This window comes from Salinicoccus sp. CNSTN-B1 (assembly GCF_054792835.1).
Window position 1 is genome coordinate 246,477 of record NZ_JBTWMN010000004.1, and the last position, 16,982, is coordinate 263,458.

The 16,982-nt window shown below is 45.3% G+C and carries 15 protein-coding genes and 6 pseudogenes; 19 read left to right on the top strand and 2 right to left on the bottom strand.

Annotated elements, in window-relative coordinates:
* Positions 1-165: 165 nt before the first annotated feature.
* Both dnaN and dnaA read right to left on the bottom strand, forming a co-directional pair.
* Positions 166-1,299, bottom strand: a complete 1,134-nt coding sequence (gene dnaN, locus ACYF68_RS01435) for a DNA polymerase III subunit beta (RefSeq protein ID WP_344701960.1) — start codon at positions 1,297-1,299, stop codon at positions 166-168.
* A 161-nt stretch (positions 1,300-1,460) separates the two neighbouring features.
* Positions 1,461-2,781, bottom strand: a pseudogene (dnaA, locus tag ACYF68_RS01440) (chromosomal replication initiator protein DnaA).
* 447 nt (positions 2,782-3,228) lie between these two features.
* Here dnaA and rpmH point away from each other — a divergent pair.
* The 19 genes and pseudogenes from rpmH to ACYF68_RS01535 all read left to right on the top strand — a co-directional run bounded on the left by rpmH (position 3,229) and on the right by ACYF68_RS01535 (position 16,861).
* Positions 3,229-3,366: a 50S ribosomal protein L34 gene (gene rpmH / locus ACYF68_RS01445; protein WP_000240855.1), complete on the top strand. Its 138-nt coding sequence runs from the start codon at positions 3,229-3,231 to the stop codon at positions 3,364-3,366.
* A gap of 112 nt (positions 3,367-3,478) precedes the next feature.
* Positions 3,479-3,813: pseudogene (gene rnpA / locus ACYF68_RS01450) on the top strand (ribonuclease P protein component).
* A gap of 16 nt (positions 3,814-3,829) precedes the next feature.
* Complete coding sequence (gene jag / locus ACYF68_RS01455; protein WP_461045162.1) at positions 3,830-4,621, top strand: RNA-binding cell elongation regulator Jag/EloR; 792 nt, start codon at positions 3,830-3,832, stop codon at positions 4,619-4,621.
* Between the two features lie 14 nt (positions 4,622-4,635).
* Positions 4,636-6,014 (top strand): annotated as a pseudogene (gene mnmE, locus ACYF68_RS01460) (tRNA uridine-5-carboxymethylaminomethyl(34) synthesis GTPase MnmE).
* A gap of 13 nt (positions 6,015-6,027) precedes the next feature.
* Positions 6,028-7,911: a tRNA uridine-5-carboxymethylaminomethyl(34) synthesis enzyme MnmG gene (gene mnmG / locus ACYF68_RS01465; protein ID WP_461045163.1), complete on the top strand. Its 1,884-nt coding sequence runs from the start codon at positions 6,028-6,030 to the stop codon at positions 7,909-7,911.
* A pseudogene (gene rsmG / locus ACYF68_RS01470) lies at positions 7,908-8,623 on the top strand (16S rRNA (guanine(527)-N(7))-methyltransferase RsmG). Before mnmG ends, rsmG begins: the two are co-directional and overlap by 4 nt.
* Before the next feature lie 13 nt (positions 8,624-8,636).
* A pseudogene (locus ACYF68_RS01475) lies at positions 8,637-9,450 on the top strand (ParB/RepB/Spo0J family partition protein).
* Positions 9,451-9,596: 146 nt separating this feature from the next.
* Positions 9,597-10,372: pseudogene (locus ACYF68_RS01480) on the top strand (ParB/RepB/Spo0J family partition protein).
* A gap of 24 nt (positions 10,373-10,396) precedes the next feature.
* Positions 10,397-11,155: a mechanosensitive ion channel family protein gene (locus ACYF68_RS01485; RefSeq protein ID WP_461045164.1), complete on the top strand. Its 759-nt coding sequence runs from the start codon at positions 10,397-10,399 to the stop codon at positions 11,153-11,155.
* Positions 11,106-11,345, top strand: coding sequence for a hypothetical protein (locus ACYF68_RS01490; RefSeq protein ID WP_461045165.1), 240 nt, complete (start codon positions 11,106-11,108; stop codon positions 11,343-11,345). Before ACYF68_RS01485 ends, ACYF68_RS01490 begins: the two co-directional genes overlap by 50 nt.
* Positions 11,329-11,523, top strand: a complete 195-nt coding sequence (locus tag ACYF68_RS01495; protein ID WP_461045166.1) for a DUF951 domain-containing protein — start codon at positions 11,329-11,331, stop codon at positions 11,521-11,523. The genes ACYF68_RS01490 and ACYF68_RS01495 overlap by 17 nt, the downstream gene beginning before the upstream one ends.
* A 12-nt stretch (positions 11,524-11,535) precedes the next feature.
* Positions 11,536-12,636 (top strand): redox-regulated ATPase YchF, encoded by a 1,101-nt coding sequence (ychF, locus tag ACYF68_RS01500; protein ID WP_461045167.1) that lies wholly within the window; start codon positions 11,536-11,538, stop codon positions 12,634-12,636.
* 115 nt (positions 12,637-12,751) lie between these two features.
* Positions 12,752-13,051: a 30S ribosomal protein S6 gene (gene rpsF, locus ACYF68_RS01505; protein ID WP_344701983.1), complete on the top strand. Its 300-nt coding sequence runs from the start codon at positions 12,752-12,754 to the stop codon at positions 13,049-13,051.
* A 21-nt stretch (positions 13,052-13,072) separates the two neighbouring features.
* On the top strand, positions 13,073-13,567 hold the full coding sequence (ssb, locus tag ACYF68_RS01510) for a single-stranded DNA-binding protein (protein WP_380569663.1): 495 nt from the start codon (positions 13,073-13,075) through the stop codon (positions 13,565-13,567).
* 320 nt (positions 13,568-13,887) lie between these two features.
* A complete protein-coding gene (modA, locus tag ACYF68_RS01515; protein WP_461045168.1) occupies positions 13,888-14,523 on the top strand; it encodes a molybdate ABC transporter substrate-binding protein in 636 nt (211 codons plus the stop codon).
* Complete coding sequence (gene modB, locus ACYF68_RS01520; protein ID WP_461045169.1) at positions 14,504-15,184, top strand: molybdate ABC transporter permease subunit; 681 nt, start codon at positions 14,504-14,506, stop codon at positions 15,182-15,184. The genes modA and modB overlap by 20 nt, the downstream gene beginning before the upstream one ends.
* A 203-nt stretch (positions 15,185-15,387) precedes the next feature.
* On the top strand, positions 15,388-15,630 hold the full coding sequence (rpsR, locus tag ACYF68_RS01525; RefSeq protein WP_344702029.1) for a 30S ribosomal protein S18: 243 nt from the start codon (positions 15,388-15,390) through the stop codon (positions 15,628-15,630).
* 395 nt (positions 15,631-16,025) lie between these two features.
* Positions 16,026-16,259 (top strand): hypothetical protein, encoded by a 234-nt coding sequence (locus tag ACYF68_RS01530; RefSeq protein ID WP_461045170.1) that lies wholly within the window; start codon positions 16,026-16,028, stop codon positions 16,257-16,259.
* Positions 16,259-16,861: a DUF2335 domain-containing protein gene (locus tag ACYF68_RS01535; RefSeq protein WP_461045171.1), complete on the top strand. Its 603-nt coding sequence runs from the start codon at positions 16,259-16,261 to the stop codon at positions 16,859-16,861. Before ACYF68_RS01530 ends, ACYF68_RS01535 begins: the two co-directional genes overlap by 1 nt.
* The last annotated feature ends 121 nt before the right edge of the window (positions 16,862-16,982 follow it).

Consider the following 16,982-nt stretch of genomic DNA (forward strand, 5'->3'; position numbering starts at 1 on the left):
ATACTACATTTTAAGTTTATTTTCACTCCAGAAGCCCAAATAAAGCGATTTGAGAGTTTTAACATGCATTTAGGGTTTTCCTACATAAAAACAAAAAGGCGACTGAGAAGCCCGTTTTTTAAATTCTGGGCCTCAGTCGCAAATTTCAAGCTATAATTCTTTAATTTAATATGTCCTGATCGGCAAGATCAGCTGCACAACTTCATCTGATTCAGCCGCTTCCAGCGTGAATGGGCGCATCGTCCCGAAGAACTCAATGGAGACTTCGTCATCGTTGATGGCCTTCAGTGCATCCATCATATATTTCGAGTTGAAGGATATCTTCAAATCTTCCCCTTCAACTTTACCGGTATTGATGGCCTCGTGCACCGTACCGACTTCCGGCGAATTGGAGGAGAGTGCGACGCTGCCGTTTTCAACCGTCATGCGTATGACATTATTGCCGCCTTCCCTTGCAAGTAGGGAGACGCGGTCGATGGCGTGATAGAACTCACTGTTCTTCACTGTCACCTTCGTTTCATAGTTCTCCGGGAAGAGTCTGGAAGTATCTGGGTAGTTGCCTTCTAACAACCTGGAGATGAAACGCATATTGCCGTAGCTGAACAGTACCTGGTTTTGGGAAAAATGTATTTCCACTTCCTCATCAGAGTCGGTGATGATCTTGTTGAGTTCCGTCAACGACTTGCCTGGGATGATTGCATTCATATTCTCCATATTGAACTGCTCGCCCTGAAGTTTCCTTAAAGCAAGCCTGTGCGAGTCTGTAGCTGTGAATTTGATGCCATCTTCACTGAATTGCCAGTTGATGCCTGTCAGTACAGGACGTGTTTCAGACAATGATACTGCAAAGTTGGTCTGGGTAATGATCGTCTTCAATACTGCAGAAGGGAGTACGACACTTTCTTCATCATTCACTTCAGGCAGCAGCGGATACTGATCTGGGTCATTACCGCTTAGATTGAACTCGGACTGTGAAGCAGTAATCTTCGTTTGGAACTGGTCGTTGGTTTCAAGCGCTACAAAATCTCCGGATAATTTCTTGATGATGTCCACAAAGAATCTGCCGGACAGTACGACAGTACCCGGTTCTTCGATTTCAAGTATTTCCTCATTGTCGATTTCAGTCGGTATGGTGATTTCTATGGAAATCTCCGAGTCACTGCCAGTCAATACGAGTGATTCTTCTTTCACTTCCATTTTGATGCCATTGAGGATAGGTAGGGTGGTGCGTGGGGAGATTGCTTTGAGACAGTGGTTCAACTGTTCGATGAAATATTGGCGGTTGATGCTGATTTTCATGAGTATAGGCTCCTTATATATATTTAGTAATAATTTAAGTAATAACAGTAATAGGCCCTGTGGGTTTGTGGATAAGTGTCATTACCCCTTGACGTTCAAGTTATCCACATGTTGATAAGCTGTGGGCTGGAATGTAACATCCATCCACATTCTGCACAGGTCTAGCTGATCCTATTTTCTATTTCCTCGAGTTCCTGCTTGAAGGTTTCATCTTCACTCACCATCTTTGATATCTTCTCATGGGCGTGGATGACTGTCGAGTGGTCACGGCCCCCAAAAACTTCTCCGATTTTAGGAAGGGAGTAATCCGTCAGTTCCCTGGCCAGATACATAGCGATCTGACGGGGAAAGCAATTGATTTGGTCCGTTTTTTGGATTCGAAGGCTTCAATCTGGATATCATAGAATGAGGCCACAGCCTCTTGGATATCGGAAATGGTGATTTTCTTTGACTTCGATTGAGTGACAAGGTCTTTCAAAGCTTCAGAGACCATTTCTGGCGTCAACGGTTGATTGACGAGCTTCGAGTATGCTGCTACTCGGGTCAGTGCGCCTTCTAGTTCACGGATGTTCGTATGGATGTGATTGGCGATATAGATCATCGCTTCATTTGGGATTTCAACTTTTTCTTCTTCGCATTTTTTCCGCAATATGGCAATGCGCGTCTCAAGATCAGGTGGTGTAATGTCGGTGATCAATCCCCATTCAAAGCGGGAGCGCAGCCGGTCTTCCAAAGTCGGGATCTCCTTTGGTGTACGGTCACTTGAGATGACGATCTGCTTATTGTCTTCATGTAGGGCGTTGAAGGTATGGAAGAATTCCTCTTGGGTGGACTCTTTGCCGGCAAGGAACTGTATATCGTCGATCAGCAGCACATCAACATTGCGATAGCGGTTCCTGAATTCCTCGGTCTTATTGTCACGAATCGAGTTGATGAATTCATTGGTGAATTTTTCACTCGACAAGTAGGCGACTTTGGCATTCGGACGATGCTCCAGACATAATGCCCGATGGCATGCATCAGATGTGTTTTTCCAAGCCCGACGCCCCCATATATGAATAATGGGTTGTACGCTTTAGCCGGTGCTTCGGCAACGGCGAGTGAAGCGGCGTGGCTGAAACGGTTGCCGTTGCCGATGACGAATGTTTCAAAAGTATTGTTGACGTTCAACTGGGTGTGGACTGGGACTTCGGGTTCAGGCTTCTTCTCAGTTACAGGCTGCACCGGGGTTTCTTCCTCTTCGGTCGTGATCCGGATTTCTGGTTTCTCCCCCATGACTTCATACAGTTGCTCCTGGATCAGTCCACTGTAGTTCTTTTCAAGCCAGTCCCTTTGGAACTGGGTATCTGCCTTGATGACCGCCTTCTCGTTATCGAGATGGATCATGCTCGTTTCCTGAAACCAGGTTTGGTAGCTGGCATTGGCAATCGTACCCTTTATCCCCTTCAGCGTATTTGACCAGATTTCTTTTATACTACTCATACATTCTGTCCTCTTTTCCTATTCACATAATCACAGCGTGTGGATAACGTATTCCACAGCCTTGAACAACTATCCACAAGTTACACACAGACTGTGGACAAGTACAATTGACAGGACAATTTTTCCACAAAATCATATTCAAGATTATAACGAATAATCGAGATGATATCAACAGTTATAGTAAGATACCCACAATCTCCACAGTTATCCACAAGGTGATTAGCAACATATGTGAAACTGGGGATAACTCCGGAAGAAGTGTGTGGACATAAATATCCACAAGGAAGTTATCCACACTCCCTATCAACAAAAAGATTATCCACAGCACGCTTTCTGACCCTCCATGGTGAAAAATGTATTGAAATATGACTGTCCATCTGTTATTCTTTAATAGTTACAATTTTAGAAGCAATCCACAGGCAATAGCATTATGGAGGTGTATTTAATATGGTAAAACGTACTTACCAGCCAAATAAACGTAAACACAGCAAAGTGCACGGTTTCCGTAAAAGAATGAGTACAAAGAACGGACGTAAAGTTTTAGCCCGTCGCAGAAGAAAAGGCAGAAAAGTTCTTTCAGCCTAAATCCTCAAGATCATCTAAAAGGTGATCTTTTTTGTGCATATGGCGTGCTATTTTATGAAAAAAGGTGTATTTTGTATAATAAAATATCATATGTAAGTGAGCGTAATCAGTGATGAAAAAACGATTCCGAATAAAAAAAGAACATGACTTCCAACTTGTCTTCAAGAAAAGGAAGTCTTTTGCCAATAGACAATTTGTCATCTACTTGTCAGATCATCCGAAAACGAATCATATGAGGGTGGGCATCAGTGTCTCCAAACGCCTGGGGAATGCAGTTAAACGCAACAAAATAAAAAGGCGTATCCGTGTTTTCTTCAGAAGCATCAGGATAGGCTTGAGCCAAAGGAATATGTGGTCATCGCCAGACAGCCTGTGAGTAAGATGGACTATCATGAGATGGAGAAGTCCTTGGTGCATGTGTTGAAGATCGCCAAATGCATAAAATAAGACGGGGGTTGCCGCCATGTTTAAAATCTATGAGGGTGAAACTGTTGCACGCGCAATTGCTGAGGGCCTAGAAGAGTTGAAGGTATCTGAGGATGATGTGCGGATTGATGTGGAAGATGAGGGAAGGAAAGGGCTTTTTGGCTTCGGGAAGCGGGAGGCGGTCATCAAATTGACGGTCATCAATCCCGAGTTGAAGATGTACGGTTCCATCGAATCCTTAATAGCGAGAGACCCGGACCCAAAAGACACTGATGTCACAGCTTTATCTGAAGAATCGCCTGTCGAGGCTCATGTCCCTGCCGAAGAAATGGATGAAGGACAGGCTCAAGATGACAGAAAAACAGAAGAGGCGTGCACTAAAAAAGAAGCTGCTTTGCTCACGCAGGATTACATCATGCAGGTAATCAAGGAAATGAACATCGATGCAGAGAGCAGCGTGAGCGTGGCACAGAATGAAGTAGCCATTGAACTGACTTCTCCCATGGCCGCGAAGCTCATCGGCAAAAGAGGCAATACACTCAATGCCCTGCAGGAGGTTGCACAGCAATTCTTCAATACGATATACAAAAGTTACGGGGCCATAGTAGTGGACGTTGAAGGCTATAGGGAAAAACGCCGTGAAACCTTGGAGAATCTGGCTGTGAACATGTCAAAAAAGGCATTGCGCAGCGGACAGCCGGTCCGGCTGGAACCGATGCCTTCCTCAGAACGAAAAATCATGCATAACGTCTTGAGCCAGGAGAAGGAAATCAATACGTATTCCGAAGGCACTGAGCCGAGGCGTTACATTGTTATAGAAAAGAAGTAAAGGAGCATTGCATCATGCAATTAGAAACCATATCCAGCATATCGACTCCGGTTGGTGAAGGTGCAATCGCAATCGTGCGTCTGTCGGGGGCAGATGCAGTTGAAATCGCAGATCACCTCTATAAAGGTGCGAAAAAGTTGGATGAAGTCGCGTCCCATACAATCAATTATGGTCATATAGTAGATCCAGATACGGATGAGACGGTTGAAGAAGTGATGGTCGCTGTTATGAGGGCCCCCGCACCTATACACGCGAAGATATTGTAGAAATCAATTGCCATGGTGGCATACACACCGTCAATCGTGTACTGCAGCTGACTTTGAAGAACGGCTCCAGAATGGCCGAGCCCGGCGAATTCACTAAACGTGCCTTCCTGAATGGCCGTATCGATCTGTCCCAGGCCGAGGGTGTGATGGACTTCATCCGCTCCAAGACGACTGAAGCGTCAAAAGTGGCCAATCAGCAGATGCAGGGCAGGCTGAAAACCTATATAGAAGGATTGCGCCAGAGGATCCTTACAGTTCTGGCCCAGGTCGAAGTGAACATCGACTATCCTGAATACGATGATGTCGAAGAGGCGACAACTGCCTTCTTGAAAGAAGAATCCGCCAAAATAGAAGCGGAAATTGAGAAGTTGCTGAAGACCAGCGCCCAGGGCAAGATATTGAGGGAAGGGCTCAGCACTGCCATTGTCGGCAAGCCGAACGTCGGGAAGAGTTCCCTGCTGAATTATCTCATCCAGGACAATAAGGCGATCGTTACGGAAGTGGCCGGGACCACCCGGGATATATTGGAAGAATACGTCAATGTCAACGGTATCCCGCTCAAACTGATTGATACGGCAGGTATCCGCGATACGGATGATATCGTCGAAAAGATCGGGGTCGAACGCAGCAGACAGGCTCTGAAGGAAGCAGAACTGATCCTTTATGTATTGAACAACAACGAACCTTTGACTGCAGAGGATCTCGAGATATTGGATTCCTTGTCAGACCAGAACGTCATCATCATCGTGAACAAGCTGGATCTGGAAGCGAAGCTTGACACGAGCACCCTTCACTCCAGATATCCCGAGATGCCGATCGTCAGAACATCAATCGTCGAAGGCACCGGGGTGGATGATTTGGAAGACCGGATTGCCACTTTGTTCTTTGAAGGTGATATTCAGTCGGCTGATTCCACCTATGTATCGAATAACCGTCATATCCATCTGCTTGAACAGGCGAAGGCCGTCATTTCGGATGCGATAGAATCGGCAGACATGGATGTGCCGATCGATATTGTCCAGATCGATCTCGTCAAAACGTGGGAACTGCTTGGAGAAGTTATCGGGGAAGATGTCAGCGAACAGCTGATCGACCAGCTCTTCAGCCAGTTCTGTCTTGGAAAATAAAAGGAGGAAAATTATGCCACATAATGTGAAATATGATGTTGTCGTCATCGGTGCAGGACATGCAGGTGTAGAAGCGGGGCTCGCTTCTGCCAGAAAAGGGCTGCGTACGCTGATGCTGACCATCAACTTGGATAGCATCGCTTTCATGCCATGCAACCCTTCAGTCGGCGGACCGGCAAAAGGGATCGTCGTCCGAGAAGTGGATGCACTGGGTGGCCAGATGGCCAAAGTGATCGACAAGACCCATATACAGATGCGCATGTTGAATACAGGCAAGGGGCCGGCCGTCCGGGCGCTGCGCGCGCAAGCGGACAAAGTGCTCTATCAGCAAGAGATGAAACAAGTGTTGGAAAACGAGCCGAACCTCGACATCCTACAAGGGATGGTGGACGAGATCATCGTCGAAGATGATGTTGTAAAAGGGGTCAGGACAAATATCGGTACAGTCTACGATGCAGATTCGGTCATCGTGACGACCGGAACCTTCCTGCGCGGCGAAATCATCCTCGGGGACTTGAAATATTCCAGTGGCCCGAACCACCAGATGCCGTCAATTCCGCTTGCAGACCAGTTGAAGGACCTTGGATTTGAAATTGTCCGATTTAAAACCGGTACACCGCCACGCGTCAACTCGGATTCCATCGACTACTCCAAAACGGAAATACAGCCTGGGGACGATGTTCCCCGCGCCTTCAGCTTCGACACGACCGAGTTCATCATGGACCAGCTGCCGTGCTGGTTGACTTATACATCGGAAGATACACACCTCATCATCAACGACAATCTTCATCTTTCCGCAATGTATTCCGGAATGGTGAAGGGTACAGGGCCGCGCTACTGTCCATCCATAGAGGACAAAGTGGTACGCTTCAACGATAAGCCACGTCACCAAATATTCCTGGAACCAGAAGGCCGTTCTACGAAAGAGGTCTATGTGCAGGGACTTTCCACAAGCATGCCTGAGAATGTCCAGCGCGAAATGTTGTCGTCCGTACCAGGACTTGAAAACGCCAGAATGATGCGTGCCGGCTATGCCATCGAATATGATGCGCTTGTACCGACGCAATTATGGCCGACGCTCGAGACGAAGAAAATCAAAAACCTCTACACGGCAGGACAGATAAACGGCACAAGCGGTTATGAAGAAGCAGCGGGTCAAGGGCTTATAGCGGGCATCAATGCCGCAAGCAAACTGCTCGGTGAAGAAGAATTGGTGCTGCGCCGTTCTGACGCCTACATCGGCGTACTGATCGATGACCTTGTGACGAAGGGCACGAATGAACCGTATAGACTGCTGACTTCGCGTGCAGAGCACCGTCTTTTGTTGAGGCATGATAATGCGGATATGCGCCTGACTGAAATCGGTCATGACATCGGTCTGATTTCAGATGAGAGATACGCGGCCTTCAAAGAGAAGAAGCAGAATATAGAAGATGAACTGGAACGATTGAAGAACATCAGGATAAAACCGAATGCACATACACAATCCGTTATTGAAAAAAGAGGCGGCACACCTTTGAAAGACGGCATCCTCGCCGTCGATCTGCTGAGGCGTCCTGAGATGGACTATGAGTCCATCATGGAGATTCTTGGAGAAGCGCATTCAATCAGACAGGAAGAATATGAACAGGTTGAGATACAGCTGAAATATGACGGCTACATCAAGAAATCGCTTATGCAGGTGGATAAAGTGAAACGTATGGAAAAGAAAAAAATACCTGCTGATATCGACTATGACGTGATACACTCCCTGGCCACTGAAGCGCGCCATAAACTGAAGACGGTCAAACCGTTGGACATTGCCCAGGCGTTGAGAATTTCAGGAGTCAACCCGGCGGATATTTCGATTCTGCTCGTCTATATAGAACAAGGCAACATCAAGCGGGTGCACGCATGAACGAGCAGGAATTCATAGATGCATTGAAACAACAAGGCATAGAGTTGAGCGATGTCCAGATCAACCAGTTCAGAAGGTATTTCAACATGCTGGTCGAATGGAATGATAAGGTGAACCTGACTGCAGTGACGGATGAAGCAGGGGTATATCTGAAGCACTTCTATGATTCATTGACCCCTCTGTTCCATACCACCATAGCTGAAGAGGCAAGTATATGTGATGTGGGGGCAGGTGCAGGGTTTCCAAGCATCCCGCTAAAAATAGTCAGACCAGACTTAAAGGTGACCATCGTGGATTCTTTGAATAAACGCATCATCTTTTTGAATGAACTGACTGCAGAGCTCGAACTTGATAAGATTCACCTGGTCCATGACCGGGCGGAAACGTTCGGCCAAGGTCCGCAGCGCCATATGTTCGATATTGTGACTGCCCGGGCTGTAGCCCAGCTGAACGTCCTTGCGGAATTGTGTCTACCCCTTGTCAGAACAGGTGGGCATTTCCTGGTCCTTAAAGGTAAAAAAGGGATGGAAGAGCTCGAGGACAGCGATTTTGCGTTAGAGCTGCTGGGGGTGAGATTATGGAAACCCATAATTTCACGCTGCCTGAAGAAGACAGTGAGCGTTATATCATCGACATCAAGAAAAAGAGGAAATCACCCAGGAAATATCCCCGTAAACCAGGGACTCCAAATAAATCTCCATTAAAGAAATAGGCAGGTGACATGTGTGAAAAAACCATTTTCAAGACTTTTCGGTCTGATGGATAAAAGTGAAAACCAGCAGGAGAAGGTCTCACTCCAACATCTGCCTATGGAAAATATTGTCCCGAATCGGTATCAACCGCGGACTGAGTTCGATCGGGATAGAATACGGGAACTGGCTGACTCCATTGAAGAACATGGGCTGCTGCAGCCGATAACCGTACGGCCAATCGAAGAAGGCATGTATGAAATCATTGCAGGGGAGCGCAGATTCAGGGCACTGAAGATGCTGAACCGTGAAGAGGCGGAAGTGATTGTCAAATATTTGACGGATACTGAGTCTGCAGCAATCGCCCTGATCGAAAATATCCAGCGGGAGAACCTCTCCAGTATAGAAGAAGCCAGAAGCCTACAAAAAACTGCTCAAGATGGATGGGATCACCCAGAAGAACCTTGCTCAGAACTTGGGTAAAAGCCAATCCTTCATTGCGAATAAGCTTAGGCTGCTGAAACTGTCTGAACCAGTCATCGAAGCGCTCCAAAGACAGGAAATCACGGAGAGGCACGCACGCTCGTTGCTGAGTCTGGAAGATGACCAGCAAGGTGAAGTGCTAGAAGACATCAGAGCCCGTAAATGGACTGTAAAAGATACTGAAATGGCAGTGAAAAAGAAGATTCAGCCGGCTAATGACGAGATGGACTTCAATCAGGATGCCTCATTCGCCCTCAATGGCTTGAACCGTGAAGTGGAACGCCTTAAGAATAAGGGGGTGGATGTTTCCTGCGAAACTTCTGATACTGCCGATTTTAAAGAGATGACAATCAGAATATATAAATAGACACTCACGCATGTGGGTGTCTTTCTCACTTTTTGTTTATCAAATCCGGGTGAGGTATCCCGGCTGGGGGCTTCATCATTCAGTGACTGTGACGTATAAACAAGCGTGTTGGGCAAAAACAATTTATTTTAGATTACGGGGGCGAAATGAAAATGGAAGAAATCAAGATTTCTGATATCAGACGTAACCCTTATCAGCCCCGCATGGAGTTCGATGAAGAGAAATTAAGTGAGTTGGCGGATTCCATCAGGTCGCACGGCGTAATACAACCAATCATCCTCAGGAAATCCATCAAAGGATATGATATCGTCGCTGGGGAAAGGCGTTACCGAGCCAGCCGAATGCTTGGCCGGAAAACAATTCCGGCAATAGTTAAAGAGATGACGGACGCTGAGATGATGGAGCTTGCCATCATAGAGAACCTACAGCGTGAAAATTTGAACCCCCTGGAAGAAGCTATGAGCTACAGGGAACTGATGGCAGCACTCGACATCACCCAAAATGCAGTGGCAGAAAGACTGGGGAGGTCAAGACCCTACATAGCAAATATGTTGCGGCTGCTCAACCTTCCGCATACAGTGAAGATGTTGATCAATGATGAAAAGCTCTCAGGTGCGCATGGTCGGACGCTGCTTGCTCTGAACGACACTTTGCAGATGGAACAGGCAGCGCATCATGCCGTCAAAGAGAAGATGAGTGTGCGGGCACTTGAATCCTACGTAAAAAGTCTTCAACAAAAGCCCGTAGGGCAAAAAGAGAAAACAGTAAACCGCGTTTCATCGAGAAACAGGAGAATTCCTTGAAGGAACGCTTTGGTACCACGGTGGAAATCACGAAATCCCGCAAAAAAGGGACGATTTCATTCGAGTTTAAAAATGAAGAAGAATACAGAAGAATCATCGCACTTTTAGAGAAAGAATAAAAAAAGAAAGCGAAGGTGGAAACAGTGTTCGGCAATATATTGATGGCAACAGCAGAAAAAGATCCACTCACATTCATCGAAGAAATCAGGGCGACAATCAAAGATCCAGATATATGGACGGATCTCGCTTCGAAGATCATTTGGTCGATCATTCTAGTTATCGTAGCAATGATTCTGATCAGAATCATCAATCGGACAATTGAAAACTTTTTTAAAGTGAAGTCAAAATCCCGTTTGAAGGGCAATGAGAAGCGCAATCAGACATTGATCAATGTATTGGAGAACGCAGCAAGCGTCTTCATTTGGTTCGTCATCATCATGATGATTTTTGAAACATTCAGCCTTCCGGTGCGCACCCTCCTTGCCGGTGCCGGAGTCGTTGGTCTCGCTATAGGTTTTGGGGCGCAGAGTTTGGTGAAAGATATGATAACCGGCTTCTTCATCCTCTTGGAGAATCAATTCGATAAAGGTGACTTCGTACGGGTGAATACATCAGGCACGACTGTTGCGGAGGGAGAAGTCATTTCTCTCGGGCTGCGTGCCACGAGGATTCAAGGCTGGGAAGGTGAACTCATCAACCTGCCGAACAGTACCATCAATGAAGTTGTGAATTTTTCTAGGTATAATGCGATATCGATGCTCGATATCAATGTATCCGTCTCTGAAGATCTCGATCGGGTGGAACGAATACTTGAGACATATTTCGCTGAACATTGGCAGGACGAGGAAATGCTTGTGGCACAACCAGGAATTGTTAGGTCTACAAGGCATAGAGAGCGGTGAAGCGATTATACGTGTAATGCTCGAGACCCAGCCTATGGAACATTTCGGTGTGACGCGGCGTGTAAGGAAGTCGCTCAAAAATCATCTCGAAAGCAAAGGTATCTACATTTCTGTACCTAAAATGGACATACAGGATTATGATGGTAAAATGGCTAAAGATGAAGGTGACAGGTATGGCAAAAAATTATAATCTGAATGATATCGTTGAAATGAAGAAACCGCACCCTTGCGGCAGCAGGTTATTTTCCATTACACGGATGGGTGCGGATATAAAAATCAAATGCAATGAATGCGGGCGGGTCATCATGATGCCGCGCCGCGACTTCGAGAAGAGAATGAAAATGGTAAGAAAAAAATATGAATCGTAAAGGTGATATCAGATGGCTCTGACAGCAGGTATAGTCGGATTGCCGAACGTCGGCAAATCCACATTATTCAACGCAATAACTAAAGCAGGCGCACTCGCGGCAAACTATCCATTCGCTACAATCGATCCGAACGTCGGCATCGTGGAAGTACCAGATGAAAGATTGAACATTTTGACGGAAATGGTCGAACCTAAAAAGACTGTTCCGACAGCATTTGAGTTTACGGATATTGCTGGGATAGTAAAAGGGGCTTCAAAAGGCGAGGGCCTCGGCAACAAATTCCTGGCCCATATCCGCGAAGTGGATGCCATCTGTCAGGTGGTGCGGGCATTCGATGACGATAATGTCACCCATGTGTCCGGAAAAGTGGACCCGATCGATGATATTGAAATCATCAATATGGAGCTCATATTTGCAGATCTTGAAAGTATAGAGAAAAGACTGCCAAGACTGGAGAAGATGGCCCGTCAAAAAGACAAGGACGCGATGGCAGAGCGCGATCTTCTGAGCAAGATCAAAGAAGGATTGGAAAATGACCAGCCGGTCCGTGCATTGGATTTTACGGAAGAAGAAGCACAAATGGTCAAGACGCTCCACCTTCTGACACAAAAGCCAATGCTTTACGTCGCCAATGTCTCCGAAGAGGATCTTGGTGGTCTGGAAGAGAATGATAACCTGAAAAAAATTCGTGAATACGCAGAAAAAGAAGGGTCTGAAGTCATCGTCATCTCAGCGAAAGTTGAAGAAGAGATTGCAGTACTCGAGGAAGACGAGAAAGAAATGTTCCTGGAAGATCTGGGCATAGAGGAATCCGGCCTGGATAAACTCATTAAAGCAACTTATGACCTGCTTGGGCTGGCTACGTATTTCACAGCTGGAGTGGAAGAAGTGCGCGCATGGACATTCAGGGAGGGAATGTCTGCACCGGAATGTGCAGGTATCATCCACACTGATTTCCAAAAAGGATTCATCCGTGCAGAGACCGTAAGCTACGACGACCTTGTCGAAAACGGCAATATGGCAAAAGCCAAGGAAGCGGGCAGGGTGCGCCTGGAAGGTAAAGAGTACATCATGAAGGATGGCGACGTCGTCCATTTCAGATTTAACGTTTAAAAAGATTGTAAAATGAGTCGATGACTGGTATAATTTCAGATTGTGAGTAATGAAAATTATTCCTTGCCTATTTCCAAGGAAATAGGCCGCTAAAGACCATAAGGAGGTGTAGAAGATGAAAGCATATGAAATTCTATATGTGATCCGCCCGAACATTGAAGACGATGCGAAACAAGCGCTTGTTGAGCGTTTTGATAACGTTTTGACTTCACAAGGTGCGGAAATCGTCGAATCAAAAGAGTGGGGTAAACGTCGTCTCGAATATGAGATCGAAGATTTCACTGAAGGGCTTTACCACATCATCAAAGTAAATGCAGATGTGGAAGCAACAGATGAATTCGAACGTTTGGCCAAAATCAACAATGATATCATCCGTCATATCATTGTCCGCGACGAACAAGCAGAAAAAAAGTAATAATACAATGGAGTTGATTACATGCTGAACCGTGTTGTACTGGTCGGGCGTCTTACAAAAGACCCTGAACTGAAAGTCAGTCAGAATAATATCTCTGTAGCAACCTTTACTTTAGCAGTCAACCGCCCATTCACAAATGCGAATGGCGAGCGTGGCGCTGATTTCATAAACTGCGTCGTTTTCCGTAAGCAAGCAGAAAACGTCAACCAGTATCTTAAAAAAGGCAGCCTAGCAGGAGTTGACGGCAGGTTGCAGAGTCGTTCTTATGAGAATAAGGAAGGACAGAGAGTATATGTGACTGAAGTAGTGTGTGATAGTGTACAGTTCCTGGAACCTAAAGGGCAAGGCAGTAATCAACAAAATAATAACTCAGCAGACAGCTATCAGAATGCGTATGGAAATCAGTCCACTGGTTCAAGACCCGCTCAACGTTCCCGTCAGGATTCGGTTGAGGAAAATCCATTTGCCAATGCAGATGGACCGGTCGACATCAGTGATGATGACCTACCATTCTAAAAAGTGCCCGGTTTAACGGGTGACTGATTAACGTGTGAGAAGTATGTGTGTGTATAGAATATAGTGTGGATTCTATACGTGGGGCATCCCGGTAATCCGGGATGCCTTTTTATTTCACAATAATGCCGAATGAGGCATTCTATACCCAATCATAAATGGTTATAATGGCAAGTAAGGATATGTCAGGATAGGAGATTTACTATGGGCCGTCGTTTTTTTGTCATAATCATCATGATTGTAATTCTATCAGCTGCATGCAGTGGGGGCAGAAGTCTCAATCCGCGCTTACTATTTCGGTGGCAGCGAGCCTCAGCGCTCCGATGGAAGAACTGGAAAAACTTTATGAGAACAAACACCCTGGCGTTGAAATCTCATTCAACTTCGGTGGATCAGGTACATTGCAGCAACAGATTTCCAAAGGGGCGCCTGCAGACCTATTCATCTCGGCGGCGTCGGATAAATTTCAGCTGTTAATGGACGAGGGTAAAATCGATGAACAGAACAAGGCGGTATTGCTCGGAAACTCTCTGGTACTGGTTATACCTACAGAAGGAGAAAAAGTATCGGTCAGTTCCCTCGATCAGGTGGATAGGATTTCCATCGGCACCCCGGATTCGGTGCCAGCCGGCCGTTATGCTGAAGAAGCCTTGAGGACCATGGGTATCCTTAAAGACGTTGAGAATAATACCGTCTATGCAAAAGATGTCAAACAAGTGTTATCTTATGTAGAGACAGGTAATGTGGCAGCCGGCGTCGTCTACCGGACCGATGCATGGATGAGCGATAAGGTGGAAATCGTGCATGAATTCCCTGCTGACTCCCACACGACGATAGAATATCCAGCAGGGGTCCTGAAAGAGGCCCCAAATTATGAAGCTGCAGTTGAATTTTATGAGTTCCTCCAGACTGATGCAGCATTGAAGGTGTTTGAAAGCTATGGATTCACTATTAAATAGCATAACATGGGAGGCATTTTTTGATCCCATCAGACTCTCCATAAGGGTATCGCTGATTGCGTTCATCATCGTAGTCATTTCAGGCACCCTTATGGCAAAGTGGATGACGTCACGCACGTTTCCCGGACAATCCATCATTGAAACTCTCATCATGTTGCCGCTCGTGCTGCCGCCGACGGTTGTCGGCTTTTTACTGATTGTCATTTTTGGCAATGACGCGCTATTGGGATCTTGGATAATTTGGCTGTTTGATCAGCCGGTCATCTTTACTTGGTATGCTGCTGTCATCGCCAGTGCAGTAGTGGCGTTTCCACTCATGTATCAATCGGCAAAGGCTGGTTTTGAGAATGTAGATCATGATATAGAAGAAGCAGCTAAGGTGGATGGTGCGGGCCGTTTTCAGACCTTTTTCCGGATTTCGGTTCCACTCGCTTCAAAAGCGCTTTTTGCGGGCGGCGTACTGAGTTTTGCCAGGGCCTTGGGTGAATTCGGCGCCACCTTGATGTTTGCGGGGAACATCCCGGGGCGTACACAGACAGTGCCAACAGCAATATATATCGCCCTCGACTCAGGAAAGATGACGCTGGCATGGATGTGGGTCATTACAATCGTCATCATCTCCTTCATCATGATGTATTTTGTCAGGGTCAGAAATCGGTAATCCGTTCGTCCCATAATTGTGTAATTATATTCGGCAAATGATATAATCCACCAATTGACATAGGAAACAATAATGTGTACAATATAGCATGCACATACACTTACACACGTTCATCAGGAAATAACGAAATTATAGATGTGAATTCATGAATGCGGTAGCCACACACTGCTGCGTCATCCATTCAATCTGTAGAGGAGGAAAAAATCATGGCAGGTCCAAGAAGAGGCGGTCGCCGTCGTAAAAAGGTTTGCTACTTCACAGCTAATGGTATTACACACATTGACTATAAAGAAGTAGATCTCCTTAAAAAGTTCATTTCAGAACGTGGTAAAATTCTTCCAAGACGTGTAACAGGTACTTCTGCGAAGTATCAGCGCCAGCTTACAAAAGCAATCAAACGCGCACGTCATATGGCATTGCTTCCATATGTTAAGGAAGAACAATAATATAAGTTAAGTGTAAAACCCTTGATGCGATAATGTTTCAAGGGTTTTTTTATGTCTTCTTTAAGTTTTCAGGGCAATTTCAGGGCAAAGTGTCGGAAAATCCAATTTTAGGAGCTGTAAGAAAACACTATATGTGTATTGCAAACCTCCACAGATTTTCACTTCTCTGTCCTGCGGAGGGGATACATAAATGGCTTTTTCAATGGATCATACACTATTTCCAATCACATTTTTTAAAATAAAATCGAAAAAGTGAAGAACAGAATACAATTATGGGTATAGTCTAATACACACCCATCGTTGTAGGTTGTAAATAAAAATGATGGAATGTACAATAATTTTGATGTATCATTATATGTACACATAATTAGGAGGGAGCGGTTGAGGTGTTAACAATGGCTCAAAAAAAAGGTCGCACTAAAAAATCCGCTATTAAAACGTTTGGTAATGCTTATGTAAGATCGGGAGATGTTTTTGGTAAACAAGGCATTCGAGATCTAGAGGTTCATAAAACTCGCGTTTCTATGTCTAGCTATAGCGACAATGAAAGTCTTGCTCATGACTGGATAGATATAGGTAGCGACATTGAAAAGTCTATGCTGAAGTTCAAGGAAGAAGAAAAGATATAATGGATAGACATCAAGAAGAAACTGAAACTTCTGAAGTGGATAGAACACGTAAGGGACTAAATGAGGGAGATCCGAAAACTGATGGTGATCAGGAAGCGACCGACAACAAAAAAAGTCATTCGGATAACGAACAACAAGAAATTGATATCAACGAAGCCGAAGAAAATGTTGAGGGTATATTAGAAAAATTACCTAGAGGTCAGGCTAAGCATATAGTAGAAAGAATGTCTATTAGTAAATCGGGACCTCTACCTGACCCTGAAGATTTTGCCAGGTATGAAGAAATCATGACTGGCGCAGCTGACAGAATAATGAGTATGGCTGAAAAAGAGCAAAGTCATCGACATGAGATAGGTAAAACAGAAACTGAGAAGTATTATGATAATAATTACAAATTGACGAGATTTAGTATGTTCACAGGAGTAGTTATATCCTTTCTCGGTTCGACCTCGGGTGTTCTGATATCTATTTATGGCCAATCAACAGCAGGAATAATACTTGCTTCAGCAGCCATACTACCTGTAGTGCTGACTGCAATTAAAGATCTTTTTAGAAAAGAAGTTACACCTTCCAACAATGAACACAGTGACAATCAAGAGTAATACAGAAGTCTATCAAGGCTTCTTTTTTTTGCTTTAAAAAGCGAGCATACGTTCTATATAATATCACCAAGAGATGATATCCATGGGACTGGACTATAGAGAAATGGACATATCATAACTG